Consider the following 12,005-nt stretch of genomic DNA (forward strand, 5'->3'; position numbering starts at 1 on the left):
TTCCTTACTTCCGGGGTGTATCGGGTGTGGCATTGCGGTCACGCAGGACGGCCTGGATGCCGGCGATCGACGGTTCGTTCTGCAGCGAGGTGGTGTCTCCAAGCGTGGTTCCTTCGAACAGCTGGGTCAGCAGCCGGCGCATGATCTTGCCGCTGCGGGTCTTCGGCACATCCTCGACGATGACGACGTCGCGAGGCTTGGCGATCGGCCCGATCGCCTTGGCGACGTGGTTGCGGAGTTCCTCGGCCAGCGAGTTCGGGCCCACGCCGGCGAGGGACCCTGCCTGTGGTGGCGAAGGCTGGGAGCCGGTGGGGACTTGTGAGGGGAGGGGACGGGTGGGGACGACGAACGCGACGATCGCGTGGCCGGTCTTCGGGTCCGCGACGGGGCAGACGCCGGCCTCCACCACGTCCGGGTGCGAGACGAGGGCCGATTCAATCTCGATCGTGGAGAGCAGGTGCCCGGAGACGTTGAGGGTGTCATCCACCCGCCCGAGAATCCAGATGTCGCCGTCGGCGTCGTACTTCGCGCCGTCGCCGGCGAGGAACCAGCCCCGTTCCGCGTATTGCCGCCAGTAGGAGTCGAAATAGCGTTGCGGGTTGCCCCACACGGTCCGGGCGATGGCGGGACCGGCCGCGTCCACCACGAGAAAGCCCTGGACGCCGGGCGGGACGGTATTGCCGGCGTCGTCCACGATCCGGGCGCTGACGCCGGGCAGCGGCCGGGCCGCGCAGCCGGGCTTGAACTCGGTGTCCGTCGGCGCGGGGGAGAGGATGGTGGCGCCGGTCTCGGACTGCCACCAGGTGTCCACCACGGGCACGGTGCCGGCCCCGAGGTGCTTCCGGAACCAGCGCCATGCCTCCGGGTTGACGGCTTCACTCACGGTGCCGAGCAGGCGGATGGAGGACAGATCGTAGCCGTCCGGGATGCCGTCCGGGAACCAGCCCATCAGCGAGCGGACCAGAGTGGGCGCGGTGTAGTACTGGGTGACGCCGTAGCGTTCGATGATTTCGAAGTGCCGGCCAGGATGCGGCGTGTTGGGGGTCCCCTCGAAGATCACCTGGGTGGCGCCGTTGGACAGCGGGCCGTACAGCTCGTAGGTGTGCGCGGTGACCCAGGCGAGGTCGGCCGTGCACCAGTGGACATCCTGGTCGCGGAGGGCCGGGTCCGGGTTGCTGAAGAGGTGCTCGAAGCTCCATGACGCCTGCGTGAGGTAGCCGCCGGAGGTGTGGACCAGGCCCTTGGGCTTTCCGGTGGTGCCGGAGGTATACATGATGAACAGCGGGGTCTCGGCGTCGAACGCCTCGGGTTCGTGGAGGTCGGCGGCCTGCCCGACGGCGTCGTGCCACCACACGTCCCGCCCCGCGGTCATCGGGACAGTCTCCAGGTGTTCCTGTGCGGTGGTGCGGTTGACCACCAGGACGTGCTCGATCGCGTTGTCCCCGGCGACGGCCGCGTCCGCGTTGTCCTTGACCGGAACTGCGACGCCGCGGCGGAACTGCCCGTCGGTGGTGACCAGCAGTTTGGCGCCCGTGTCCTCCACCCGGAACTTAAGCGCCTCCGCAGAGAAGCCGCCGAACACGAGCGAGTGGATGGCACCGATCCGGGCGACGGCCAGGGTGATGATCACCGTTTCCGGAATCACCGGAAGGTAGATGACCACACGGTCGCCCTTGCCGACGCCGAGGCCCAGCAGGGCGTTGGCCGCCCGGGAGACCTCACGCTGCAGGTCCGCGTAGGTGATGCTCCGGCGGTCACCGGGCTCGCCCTCGAAGTGCAGGGCCACCGTGTCCCCGCGTCCCGCCGCTACATGGCGGTCGACGCAGTTGTAGGCGACGTTGAGCCGGCCGCCGTCGAACCAGCTGATCTTCGGCCCGGTCCCGGCGCCGGCGTCGGCCGGGACGAGGCGGTGCGTGGTGTGCCAGGGCTTGTCCTGCCCCGGGGAGTCTGCCCAGTCGAGCCGGAGAGCCGCGGCGTCCCAGAAGGCGAGGCGCTCTTCCTCGGTTGCCGGGTGCGTGACCGGGGCTGCCCGGGTGGTTACGCCCATCGTTTCACCGACCATTTCTCGGCGAGCCCCAACAGGGCATCGGTGATCTTGCCGATCACCGCCAGCAGCACAATGGCCAGCAGGAGCCGGTCTGTGCGGCCGTTGTTCTGCGAGTCCGTCAGCAGAAAGCCGAGCCCCATGGAGGAGGCGATGAGTTCGGCGGCCACCAGGAACAGCCAGGCCTGGGCCAGTGCGAGCCGGAGCCCGGAGAACACCGCCGGGACCACGGCCGGGAGCTGGACTGTGGTCAGCAGTTTCACGCCCTTAAGCCCGAACGCACGGGCGGCCTCTACCAGGTTCCGGTCCACATGGCGCAACGCCAGGGAGACGGTGGTGAAGACCGGGAAGAACGCGCCGATCAGGATCAGGGTGATCTTGGAGTCCTCGCCGATCTTCATCCAGAGAATGAGCAGTGGCACCCAGGCCAGCGAGGGCACGGCCCGGAGCGCACCGATGGTCGGCGCGAGCAGGGCATCGGCGAACCGGGACAGGCCCACCAGCGATCCGAAGACCAGTCCCAGCGCAGCGCCGGCGGCAAAGCCGAGCAACACACGCTGGGTGGAGATTGCGATGTGCTGGCCGAGTTGCCCGCGCTGGAGCAGGTCCAGGCCCGCCGCCAGCACCATGGACGGCGGCGGCAGCTGGACAATGCTGAACACCCCCGCGGCGGTGGACAGCTGCCAGGACAACAGAACTGCGGCGGGAATAATCAATCCAAGGAGCAGACGCGCCCAGCCGGCGGACAGGATCCCGGCCGGGGACCATCCGTTTGCCGGGGTCCTGTCTCCACCCGGGAAGGGGGAGTTCGGCTGGGCGGCGTCTGCCGGAGTTGCGGGGACGGCTGCAGCGCGCCCGTCCGCAACACTGTTGCCGGTGAGGTGGCGGCTTCCGGGGGCCATCAGGAATCCTTGATGGCGGACGCATCCGCCTTCTTCACCAGCGAGTCGTCAAGAAGGGAGGCAACGGCGTCGTCGATCTGTTGCTGGGTCGCGACGTCACCGGTCTCCACGAAGGTGGGACCGATCTTCGCCAGGACTGTGCGCTGGGCCTCTCCGGGCGCCGGATCCACGTCCAGGTTGCTGCGCTCCAGCACCACAGTCTTCGCGACGGCGAGGTCCAAACCGGCAGCGTCGGCGAGGATCTGCGCGGTCTCGTCCGGGTGGGCTGCGGCCCACGCCCGCGCTTTCTCGTAGGCGTTGACGACGGCCTGCGCCTGCTTCGGTTTGTCCTTGAGGAAGGATTCGGTGGCGTTCAGGAAGCCGTAGGTGTTGAAAGAGAGGTTGCGGTAGAAGAGCTTGGCGCCTTTCTGCTCCGCGCCGGCCATGATCGGGTCCAGCCCGGACCAGGCATCCACGGAGCCGTTCTCCAGCGCGGCGCGGCCGTCCGCGTGCTGCAGGTTCTGCACGGTGACATCCTTGGCGGAGACGCCGGCTTCGGCGAGCGACTGCAGCAGGAAGAAGTAGGGGTCGGTGCCTTTGGTTGCGGCCACGGACTTGCCCTTGAGCTCCGCCACCGTGCTGATGCCGGAGGAGCTCTTTGTCACGAGCGCCGCCCACTCGGGCCGGGAGAAGATGTCGATGGTCTTGATTGGGGACCCGTTGGAACGGGCCAGCAGCGCGGCGGACCCAGCCGTCGAGCCGACGTCGACCGCGCCGGAGCGCAGTGCCTCGTTGGCCTTGTTGGAGCCGGCGGACTGGACCCAGTTCACCGTGACGCCCTGGTCCTTGAGCGAGGCTTCCAGCCAGCCCTTCTGCTTAATGACCAGGCTCAGCGGGTTGTAGGTGGCAAAGTCGATGTTGAGGGTGCCGCTCTCGACGGCGGCGCCCGCGGCGGGGGACCCGCCGGAGCCTTCACCGGCCACGCAGCCCGTGAGGACGAGGGCGGCTGAGGCGGCGACGGCGCCCAGCACCGAACGGCGGGTGGCTTTGGGGGCGAATGACATGGGGATCCTCCGGGATGCGGGGTGGAATGACGGGCGTGAGGTCAAGGGTGGGAGCTGAAAGCAGGGCCAACAGGCGTGGGTTGGGTGGCAGCTGGCGGTCCGGACGTTCCGGGCGGCCGCACACTACCCGAACGGGCGGCTAGTGGCCGTCGACGCCGAGGGTCGCCAGGAGGGAGGCCCGCATGCGGGCCAGTTCCACGGATCCGCGGTTGCGGGGGCGCTCGCCGGGGACGGCAACGGTACGCACGATGGTGGCGCCGGGTGCTGTGGAAGGAGAACCCGCGACGTCGCTGTTTTCCGTGCCGAGGACGATGATGCGGTCGGCAAGCTGGAGGGCCTCGTCGACGTCGTGGGTTACCAACAGCACCGTGGTGGGTTCGGCGCGGTGAATGTCCAACAGGAGGTCCTGCATGTTGATTCGGGTGAGCGCATCGAGCGCACCGAACGGTTCATCGAGGAGCAGGACGCCGGGGTTGCGCGCCAGGGCGCGGGCCAACGAGGCACGCTGGGCCATGCCTCCGGAAATTTCGCGGGGGCGGTGCTTGGCGAACTCCGTCAGCCCGACGAGCTCGAGCAGCCGGGACACCTTGGCTTTGCCGTCCCGGGCGCTGATACCGGGAGGCAGGCCGATGGCGATGTTGGCCTGCAAGGTGTGCCACGGCAGGAGGCGCGGTTCCTGGAAGGCGAAGGCGCAACGCGCGTCGATGCCCTGGACGGGTGTGCCGTCGATATCAACCCTGCCGGTGGTGGGGGAGTCGAGCCCGGCGGCCGCCCGGAGCAGCGTGGATTTGCCGCAGCCGGAGGTACCAAGGATGGCCAGCACTTCTCCGGCGTGGATGTCGAAGTCAATGTCACGGAGGACCGTATGCGCATCGGCGCCGGTGCCGAAGGTGCGGCGCAGCGAGCGGAAAGCGACCGGCAGGGCCGGGGTGTGGGGGGTGGCTCCGGCGCCGTCGAATAACGTCTCGGGCGCGGAGGAGGACAGGAAGGTTGTCATAGCGGCACTCCATCGGTCCTGGCAGTAGCACCCTACGGAAAGAGCCTTCGAGCCGGGTAGTCAGTCCGGCTGTTCCCGCGGCTCTTGCCTTGCTATCGCCGGAGTCCAGGGCAGGATTCCAACGACCAGGGTTGCTGCGGCTTCATCGATCCAGGTCTCTCGGCCGCTCGGGATGGTCGCTCTCAACTAAAACGGATGTCGCGCTTTTTCTCAAATATGGACCGTTTTTTGGCGTAATATTCGATTTGAGTCGGATCTTTGCCCTCGTTACCGATCACTTGTTCGGGTATGCCGCCGGTCCGGTTTCCGGGGCCTCCCTTGGTCCGCGGCAATCTTGCCGGCGTGTCGGCCGGTGCGGTTAGGCTGTGCACATGGCCCACGTCAACGATCCGACAGTCCTCGAAAAGCTCATGCGCACCAGGGCGCGGTGGGCCATTGTGGGTTTGTCGACGAACGAATGGCGGGCCGCCTACGACACCTCCCTTTTCATCCGTGACCGGCTCGGGATGGAGATCATCCCGGTGAACCTGCCCGGCGATCCGGTGCATGGGGAGACCGGCTACGCCACTCTGGCCGCCATCCCGGCCGAGAAGCAGCCGGTCGACGTCGTGGACTGCTTCGTGAACTCCGGACGGGTGGGGGCCGTGGTGGATGAGGCGGTTGCTGTTGGCGCTAAAGCGGTCTGGATGCAGCTGGGAGTCATTGACGAAGCCGCGGCGGCGCGGGCAAAAGCAGCCGGTCTCGACGTCATCATGAACGCCTGCCCCGCGCAGGAGGCCAGGCGCTTCGGTCTCTAAGCCGGCGCCGCCGTGGCAGTCATCACGCCCGGCACTGGCCCCTGCAAAATGTCCGGGCCGGCCGGTAGGCTCGAAGCATGGATGCAGCAGAACTGCGGCGGATCTGCCTGGGCTTTCCCGGCGCCTTCGAGGACTTCCCCTTCGGCCCGGAGACGTCGGTCTTCAAGGTGCGGGCCGCAGTGTCCGGCGGCGGCCGGCACGAGGCAAAGATGTTTGCGCTCTCCGCCATGCAGGAGACCGACTTCGCGGTAAGCCTGAAGTGCGAACCGGCCCTGGCTGAGCAGTTGCGCGCGGCGCACCCGGAAATTACTGGAGCGTGGCATCTGAACAAAAGACACTGGAATGGCGTACGCCTGGATGGTGCCCTGCCCGATTCGATGGTGCGCGACATGGTTGAGGATTCCTACGACCTGGTGGTGGCGTCGCTGAGCCGGCTCCAGCAGGAGCAGCTTGGCTGGGCGCGGCTGATCGGCGGGCGGGCATGAGCACCCGGATCGCGGCGGGTCAGCTGAACTACGTAGGGATCGGTTCCACGGAGCATGGTCAGTTGCCCGCTGGGGCCCAAAGCGTGGTCACTCGCGCTGACGTTGGCGAAGGGATGCCCGCGTACCGGCGTGTGGCAGAGGGCATTCTGGGCTGGCAGCTGCAGAAAGGGGCAGGGTTGCGGGTCCGGGCAGAATCCGGCACCGTGGTCCCCGGCACGCGCGTGGTGAGCGGTTTCGGCGTCGGGCCGTTCCGGCTCAACGCGCCGTGCGAGGTGGTCTGGGTCCGCCACCCGGCGCAGGGGGACGGGCCCCAGTCCGCCGGTTTCGGCTACGGCACCCTCCCTGGGCATCCCGTCCGGGGTGAGGAAGCGTTTGAGGTTTCGATCGATGGGCAGGGCAGGGTCCTGGTCCACATCACCGCCTTTGGCGTGCCGTCCAACTGGTTTTACGCAGCGGGCGGCGCCCTGACAAAGCTGGCACGGGACCACATCACGTCCCGTTACATTAGGACTGCGCAACTACTGGCACGGGAACCCGCCGCGGCCCCCTGAGTTCCCTGTAACAATGAAACCCCGATCCGCCTCCCCGAAAGGCAGCTTCCCGTGATCTTCATCGTCGTAAAATTCAAGGTCAAGCCCGATTGGTCCGAGCGTTGGCTCGGCCTCGTGGAGGACTTTACCCGGGCCACCCGGCAGGAGCCGGGCAATCTCTGGTTCGATTGGTCCCGCAGTGTGGAGGACCCGAACGAATTCGTCCTGGTGGAAGCGTTCAAGGACGACGCCGCCGGGGACCACGTCAACAGCGCCCACTTTAAGCAGGCCATGGCTGACATGCCGCAGGCCCTGGCGGAAACCCCCCGGATCATCAGCCGTCAGTTCGACGGTGACGGCTGGGACCGGATGGGCGAACTGACCATCGGCTGACGCCGCCGGCAACTGCACGCCATGTGGATCGGCTGGATTGAATTCGACCTCCTCCTCGGCGACGTCCACAGCCTGAAGGAGAAACGCTCCGTCGTGCGGCCCGTGCAGGCGGAACTGAAGCGGCGCTTCGATGTTTCCGTCGCCGAGACAGACTTCCACGACCAGCACCGGCGCGCCATGATCGGCGTCGGACTGGTCGCCGCTGACCGCGCCCACCTGGTGGAGGTGCTGGCCGCCGTTGAGCGCTTCATGGCTGCCCGCCCCGAGGTGGAACTGCTCAGTGCCCGGCAGCGGGAGCTCCGCAGCGACGACTGACGTCAGGGGCGCACGGCCGGCGTCCTGTCCGCGCCTGCGGTGGGAGCATCTGGCGCGCCGCCGGTGGCGGTCACCGGGAACGTGGCCCGGACCATCCACAGTCCGCCCTCGACCCCGGTGGACAGGTGGCCGCCGAGGCGTTCCACCCGTTCGCGCATAAAGCCCAGACCGAAACCACCCCGGGGGGTCCGGCCGGCGGGGCCGCCGTTGGCGGACACTTCGTTGGAGACGGTCAGGACGAGGCTCTGAGGGCCGGATTCAAGGGTGAACCGGACCTGCGAGCCCGGGGCGGCGTGAACGATCACGTTGGTGCTGCATTCGCGCAGGATGGGCCGGACCCCGAGAACAACCATGGCGGAAAGAGTGTCGGGATCGCCGGTCACCTCTACCTCCGTGGGATATCCAAGCCGCCGCAGATGCCCCACGATGTCAGCCAGGGAGCGGGTAAGGGAGGACTCCGCGGGGGGACCATCGCCGCCCATGGCTGGCGAAAGGACCCGCATCATCGATCGAAGATCGGTCAGTGCCCGGTGCGCCGCATCGGAGATCGCTTCGAGGCTCTGGTGACGAAACGACGGATCGGATCCGGACAGCGCGGCATCCGCCTGCAGGGCAATGACGGTGACATCGTGGGCGATCACGTCGTGCAAGTCCCGGGTGATCTGCCGGCGACCCGACGCGAGGGCTTCGGCGTGATCGAGTCGCGCCTGTTCCTGTTCCGCGCTGCTGCGCTCGAACAGTTCCCGGGAGTGGATCCCTGCCCGGGAAATCCCATATAGCAGGCAGATACTGACGGCCACGGCGATGTTGACGAACAGATAGTCGAAGGGAACCAGGGCGGCATTGGCCGTCATCCAAAGAAGCACCAGCGCGAGCACCCCGCTGCTCACCCTCTTGGTCCCGGTGAAGGCGCAGATGAGCACCGCGAGGCTGAGGAACAGCAGGGCATGCGAGGCGGGGCTGTCGAGTTCCGGCACCGCGCCGGCAAGCGTCACCGCCGCTCCGGCCCAGCAGCGCACCGTGGCCAGCAGCGGGCCCAGAGCCAGGAAGGCGAGGCTGATGAGAGGCACCGCTGAAGCCTGGCCGGAGCCCGCCGGTTCGGTCAGGAGGCCCGGCACGTCCGTCATCAGTGACCAGATCGCCAGAACAGCGACGGCGGCCTGCCACCAGGGCGACAACGGCCGGGAACTGTACGTCGACGGATTGCGCAGCCATTGCCGCGCTTCCGAACGGATCGCGTCGGCGGCGCTCGTCTTCATGCGCTCCACCCTACCGAACCGCCGCTGAGACGGGCCCGGTCCGCGGTGCACGGCTGGTCGCCGGAGATGGAACCGGTCGTTGAAGGCCACCGGCCTGATCACCCACAGTTCAGCAACGGAAGAAGAGGCACCGGAGTTTGGCGAACTCGTCCCGGATCCCGTCGGTGGAGACCGCCCCGGACTGGCCCGCTGCGGGCGTCACAGTTGGAGTCAGGACGATTGGGGAGGCGTTAGGAGGAAGCGTGGTGGCAGCCGTGGCAGGGAGGGCAGCGGAAGTGAGCGCTGCCGTCAGGACCACGGCCGCGGTGCGCGCAAGGACATTCTTCAAGATATTTCCCCCATTGAATGGATAAATATTGGCCCTGCCAGTATTTCGATTGCGCCCGGCCCGCGGTAGCTACGAAGGTTGACATTCGTCGTCGCCTATAGTCGAGGGGTGGAGGGGGACACCGTGGATGACATCCGTGTTTTGGTAGTCGAAGATCAGGCGCTCATGAGCCAAGCTCTGAAGGTCTTCATCGATGCTGCGCCAGGCATGGCGTGCATCGGAATAGCGGAAGACGGCAGGTCAGCCGTGTCCATGAGCGCCCGGCTGCGGCCCGACGTCGTTCTGATGGACATGCAATTGCCGCTAATGGACGGGGCCGAGGCAACTGCGCGCATTCTGGCATCCGACCATTGCCCGGCGATCCTGGCGGTGACCACTTTTGCGACCGACGAATATCTGGTCCCGGCCTTCCGGGCCGGAGTCCAGGGATTTCTTGTAAAAGACTCCCGACCGGCAGAGATCGCAGCTGCCGTGCGGCAGGCCCATGCCGGTACCTCGGTGGTCAGTCCCCAAGTGACGGCGGCGCTGGTCAAGGCGCTGGTAGCCGAACCGCTGAGAACCTGCCACCCTGCGGCCCCGCTGCGCGAACCACTCACGGGGCGGGAGTCCGAGGTTCTTGCCCTGATCGGCCAGGGTCTGAGCAACCGGGATGTGGCCAACGCCCTGTTCGTCACGGAGGCCACGGTGAAGGCACATGCTGGTCGGCTGATGGCCAAGTTTGGCGTAGAAAACCGCGTTCAGCTCGTTGTTTGCGCACTCAAACTCGGCGTGCTCACACTTTGACGTGCCCGTACCCGAGTGCGGCGCGGTCCTTGGGAGATAGACCAAAGTAGCGCGCAGGGCGCCACAGTGTGAACTTTCGGGGGACGCGCCACGGCTGCGGCGCTTCGTAGGGTGGGGTGACCGGCACACGCCGGTATCACGCGGCTCGATGAGGGCTTCTCACTCTAAGGAAGTAACCATGAACAGCTTGGCAAAACGGGCGACGACGGTCTCACTGGCCGCTGCCATCGCGGCAGTCGGCCTCGTCATTGGCGGTGTGGCCATCGCATGGGTGGCGGGGTCTCTTGGCATCTCGACGGCGGCAGCAAGCCAGATCGTCACCGCCGTCCAAGTGGGCGGACTGGCGCTGACACTTGTGGCAGCTGCCTTTGGCTTTGGAGTCGGCGGCGCACTCGTGGCAACGATCCGCTGGTACATCCTCCGCAAGGGCAAAGCCATCGCGATCGCTTAGGGCCCGACCATCATGAGCAGCCTCGTCCGCAGCGCTATCACCCCCACCAGGGTCGACGCCAAAGTGCTCGCAGTGTCCCTTACCTTGAGCGCGGTCCTGTTCGCGGCGGGGCTGCTCATCGGTTATTTCAGTCTTCCGTCCTTTCGATCCCTCGGCGACGACGCCCCCGCCGCCCAAAACTGGAACTTCGGCACGCTCGTGCTGCGCAACATGGGCGCAGCGTGCCTCCTCTATGTGGGGGCCGTCACCGGGGGTTCGGCCACGCTGATTACGCTTCCGCTGGTCGGGCTGTATGTCGGGGCCACCGCCAAAATCGGGGTGGTTACTGCCGGGGGCGCGGCGTTGCTGACCTCCGTTGCCTGGTACGTCCCCTTCGAATTCCTCGGTTGCCTGGCGGCCGCGGCCGGGGGACTGTACCCGCTGGTCGCCACCCTCCGGCGCCGCCGGAACGGCGCCCGGACCTGGTCTACGTACACCTCTGCGCTCGCAGGGTCGTTGCTCCTGTTCGCGGCCGGCACGGTCCTGATCCTTTGTGGCGCCGCCATCGAGGCATTTATCATTACGCAATTCGAAAGGTGAGGGTCATGTCCGTTTTGCCGCAGGCGCCACGTCTCGAGGCACCACATGCTCTCCGCCGCGGCACCCACCGAGGCGTCCGCTGGCTGATATTCCTGGTTCTCATGGGCATTCTGCTGTTGCGGGTTCCGCAGACCCAGGCCATGCTGCAGGAAAAACTTCCTCTCGAAGCGCCGACGGATATGGAGCCGGAGCTGCTGCAGCTCTCGGTCTCCGTGGCCCTCCTCCTGGGAATCATCGCCTTCGGGATTGTCCTGGCCCTCTATCTGGGCCTGGCCGGAGTCTTGGAACAGAACCTCTTCGGCGGCACTCGGCACCTGGGCCGGCGCGTACATATTGGATTGTTTACCGCAATCGTGGTCGCGACACTCGTGCCACTGCAGCTATGGTCGTTCTTCAGCGGATCCATGCCCGGAACCGCGGTGAAGGCACTGCCGGTGCTGGTGCTCTGCTCCGCGGTTCTCCTGCTGTACCGTCGGTCCCTGGCAAAAGTTGGGCTTCGCCGGGCAGTCCTGGTGAGTGCAGTCGCCGTCGCGCTGGGTGCGGCCGTTTCCCTCGTCTAGACAACGCAAACAGAAAGCGGGCAGAGACACATGACCTTGAAGACGACGCACGTAAGAATCGTTCTTGCAGTCATTGCCCTGTGCGGGGCGGGCATGCTGACGATGCTCCTTCTTGACGGCTCCCTCATGGACCGCACTGAGCTGGGCGGCCTGTCCTCGGCGCTCATGATGGTGCTGGCTCTCGGGGCAGTGGCACTGCCCATCCTGGGCATGCTGGGATCCCTGGCCGATCCGGGCCGCGTCCGCAGCGTGCTGTTCCTGGTGGTCCCTCTGCTATCCCTTGCGATCTTCCTCGACGACCGTTTCAACGTTTTTCCCGTGCGCATCCTGTGCCTGGTAGGCCTGGTCCTGGCCTTCATCGGAACCATTGCCGTCCTTTTCAATGCGATGGAAGAAAAAGGGTCGCGGAAACCCAGTACTCCGGGCCGGTTTCAATGAGCACGCGGGCGGCGGTATCCGTCCAGCCGACGCAGCAACCCCGCCCAACCGCGCTCCGGCCGCAACCGTTGGCCCGGCCGCCGGGACCGTGGTCGCGAATC

16 protein-coding genes are annotated in these 12,005 nt (G+C 66.8%); 10 read left to right on the forward strand and 6 right to left on the reverse strand.

Going from position 1 to position 12,005, the window contains the following annotated elements; all coding sequences use genetic code 11:
- Window positions 1-4: 4 nt before the first annotated feature.
- From acs to RCH15_RS14960, 4 genes are all read right to left on the reverse strand, one after another.
- Window positions 5-2,047 carry an acetate--CoA ligase gene (acs, locus tag RCH15_RS14945; protein WP_326961453.1) on the reverse strand — a complete coding sequence of 681 codons (2,043 nt, stop codon included), beginning with the start codon at window positions 2,045-2,047 and terminating at the stop codon, window positions 5-7.
- Window positions 2,038-2,946, reverse strand: coding sequence for an ABC transporter permease (locus tag RCH15_RS14950; protein WP_409017194.1), 909 nt, complete (start codon window positions 2,944-2,946; stop codon window positions 2,038-2,040). Before RCH15_RS14950 ends, acs begins: the two co-directional genes overlap by 10 nt.
- The gene (locus tag RCH15_RS14955) at window positions 2,946-3,989 is read right to left on the reverse strand and encodes an aliphatic sulfonate ABC transporter substrate-binding protein (protein ID WP_326961454.1); all 1,044 of its coding nucleotides are present in this window, start codon (window positions 3,987-3,989) and stop codon (window positions 2,946-2,948) included. Before RCH15_RS14955 ends, RCH15_RS14950 begins: the two co-directional genes overlap by 1 nt.
- Window positions 3,990-4,128: 139 nt before the next feature.
- On the reverse strand, window positions 4,129-4,986 hold the full coding sequence (locus RCH15_RS14960; RefSeq protein ID WP_326961455.1) for an ABC transporter ATP-binding protein: 858 nt from the start codon (window positions 4,984-4,986) through the stop codon (window positions 4,129-4,131).
- Window positions 4,987-5,357: 371 nt separating this feature from the next.
- On the opposite strand from RCH15_RS14960, the gene RCH15_RS14965 reads away from it, so the two are divergent.
- The 5 genes from RCH15_RS14965 to RCH15_RS14985 all read left to right on the forward strand — a co-directional run bounded on the left by RCH15_RS14965 (window position 5,358) and on the right by RCH15_RS14985 (window position 7,506).
- On the forward strand, window positions 5,358-5,783 hold the full coding sequence (locus RCH15_RS14965; RefSeq protein ID WP_326961456.1) for a CoA-binding protein: 426 nt from the start codon (window positions 5,358-5,360) through the stop codon (window positions 5,781-5,783).
- Window positions 5,784-5,860: 77 nt separating this feature from the next.
- A complete protein-coding gene (locus tag RCH15_RS14970) occupies window positions 5,861-6,268 on the forward strand; it encodes an MmcQ/YjbR family DNA-binding protein (protein ID WP_326961457.1) in 408 nt (135 codons plus the stop codon).
- Window positions 6,265-6,819 (forward strand): DUF1990 family protein, encoded by a 555-nt coding sequence (locus tag RCH15_RS14975; protein WP_326961458.1) that lies wholly within the window; start codon window positions 6,265-6,267, stop codon window positions 6,817-6,819. The genes RCH15_RS14970 and RCH15_RS14975 overlap by 4 nt, the downstream gene beginning before the upstream one ends.
- 51 nt (window positions 6,820-6,870) lie before the next feature.
- A complete protein-coding gene (locus RCH15_RS14980; protein WP_326961459.1) occupies window positions 6,871-7,191 on the forward strand; it encodes a putative quinol monooxygenase in 321 nt (106 codons plus the stop codon).
- A gap of 21 nt (window positions 7,192-7,212) precedes the next feature.
- Window positions 7,213-7,506, forward strand: a complete 294-nt coding sequence (locus RCH15_RS14985) for a DUF503 domain-containing protein (protein WP_326961460.1) — start codon at window positions 7,213-7,215, stop codon at window positions 7,504-7,506.
- Between the two features lie 2 nt (window positions 7,507-7,508).
- On the opposite strand, the gene RCH15_RS14990 is transcribed toward RCH15_RS14985, so the two are convergent.
- Both RCH15_RS14990 and RCH15_RS14995 read right to left on the reverse strand, forming a co-directional pair.
- A complete protein-coding gene (locus tag RCH15_RS14990; RefSeq protein WP_326961461.1) occupies window positions 7,509-8,765 on the reverse strand; it encodes a sensor histidine kinase in 1,257 nt (418 codons plus the stop codon).
- A gap of 109 nt (window positions 8,766-8,874) precedes the next feature.
- Entirely contained in the window at window positions 8,875-9,093 is a 219-nt protein-coding gene (locus RCH15_RS14995; RefSeq protein WP_326961462.1) for a hypothetical protein, read from the reverse strand.
- A 123-nt stretch (window positions 9,094-9,216) separates the two neighbouring features.
- On the opposite strand from RCH15_RS14995, the gene RCH15_RS15000 reads away from it, so the two are divergent.
- From RCH15_RS15000 to RCH15_RS15020, 5 genes are all read left to right on the forward strand, one after another.
- Window positions 9,217-9,876 (forward strand): response regulator transcription factor, encoded by a 660-nt coding sequence (locus RCH15_RS15000; RefSeq protein ID WP_326961463.1) that lies wholly within the window; start codon window positions 9,217-9,219, stop codon window positions 9,874-9,876.
- Window positions 9,877-10,054: 178 nt separating this feature from the next.
- Window positions 10,055-10,327 (forward strand): hypothetical protein, encoded by a 273-nt coding sequence (locus tag RCH15_RS15005; protein WP_326961464.1) that lies wholly within the window; start codon window positions 10,055-10,057, stop codon window positions 10,325-10,327.
- Between the two features lie 12 nt (window positions 10,328-10,339).
- Entirely contained in the window at window positions 10,340-10,906 is a 567-nt protein-coding gene (locus RCH15_RS15010) for a stage II sporulation protein M (RefSeq protein ID WP_326961465.1), read from the forward strand.
- A 5-nt stretch (window positions 10,907-10,911) separates the two neighbouring features.
- Window positions 10,912-11,466, forward strand: coding sequence for a hypothetical protein (locus RCH15_RS15015; RefSeq protein WP_326961466.1), 555 nt, complete (start codon window positions 10,912-10,914; stop codon window positions 11,464-11,466).
- A 30-nt stretch (window positions 11,467-11,496) separates the two neighbouring features.
- Window positions 11,497-11,904 carry a hypothetical protein gene (locus RCH15_RS15020; protein ID WP_326961467.1) on the forward strand — a complete coding sequence of 136 codons (408 nt, stop codon included), beginning with the start codon at window positions 11,497-11,499 and terminating at the stop codon, window positions 11,902-11,904.
- Window positions 11,905-12,005 lie beyond the last annotated feature (101 nt).

The organism is Arthrobacter sp. MP_M4, assembly GCF_035984855.1.
Classification (GTDB): Bacteria; Actinomycetota; Actinomycetes; order Actinomycetales; family Micrococcaceae; genus Arthrobacter.

What these genes read in the sequence shown, in the direction of transcription:
- acs (WP_326961453.1), bottom strand. Translation starts at nt 2,047, where the DNA reads ATGGGCGTAACCACCCGGGCAGCCCCGGTCACGCACCCGGCAACCGAG.
- RCH15_RS14950 (WP_409017194.1), bottom strand. Translation starts at nt 2,946, where the DNA reads ATGGCCCCCGGAAGCCGCCACCTCACCGGCAACAGTGTTGCGGACGGG.
- RCH15_RS14955 (WP_326961454.1), bottom strand. Translation starts at nt 3,989, where the DNA reads ATGTCATTCGCCCCCAAAGCCACCCGCCGTTCGGTGCTGGGCGCCGTC.
- RCH15_RS14960 (WP_326961455.1), bottom strand. Translation starts at nt 4,986, where the DNA reads ATGACAACCTTCCTGTCCTCCTCCGCGCCCGAGACGTTATTCGACGGC.
- RCH15_RS14965 (WP_326961456.1), top strand. Translation starts at nt 5,358, where the DNA reads ATGGCCCACGTCAACGATCCGACAGTCCTCGAAAAGCTCATGCGCACC.
- RCH15_RS14970 (WP_326961457.1), top strand. Translation starts at nt 5,861, where the DNA reads ATGGATGCAGCAGAACTGCGGCGGATCTGCCTGGGCTTTCCCGGCGCC.
- RCH15_RS14975 (WP_326961458.1), top strand. Translation starts at nt 6,265, where the DNA reads ATGAGCACCCGGATCGCGGCGGGTCAGCTGAACTACGTAGGGATCGGT.
- RCH15_RS14985 (WP_326961460.1), top strand. Translation starts at nt 7,213, where the DNA reads ATGTGGATCGGCTGGATTGAATTCGACCTCCTCCTCGGCGACGTCCAC.
- RCH15_RS14990 (WP_326961461.1), bottom strand. Translation starts at nt 8,765, where the DNA reads ATGAAGACGAGCGCCGCCGACGCGATCCGTTCGGAAGCGCGGCAATGG.
- RCH15_RS15005 (WP_326961464.1), top strand. Translation starts at nt 10,055, where the DNA reads ATGAACAGCTTGGCAAAACGGGCGACGACGGTCTCACTGGCCGCTGCC.
- RCH15_RS15010 (WP_326961465.1), top strand. Translation starts at nt 10,340, where the DNA reads ATGAGCAGCCTCGTCCGCAGCGCTATCACCCCCACCAGGGTCGACGCC.
- RCH15_RS15015 (WP_326961466.1), top strand. Translation starts at nt 10,912, where the DNA reads ATGTCCGTTTTGCCGCAGGCGCCACGTCTCGAGGCACCACATGCTCTC.
- RCH15_RS15020 (WP_326961467.1), top strand. Translation starts at nt 11,497, where the DNA reads ATGACCTTGAAGACGACGCACGTAAGAATCGTTCTTGCAGTCATTGCC.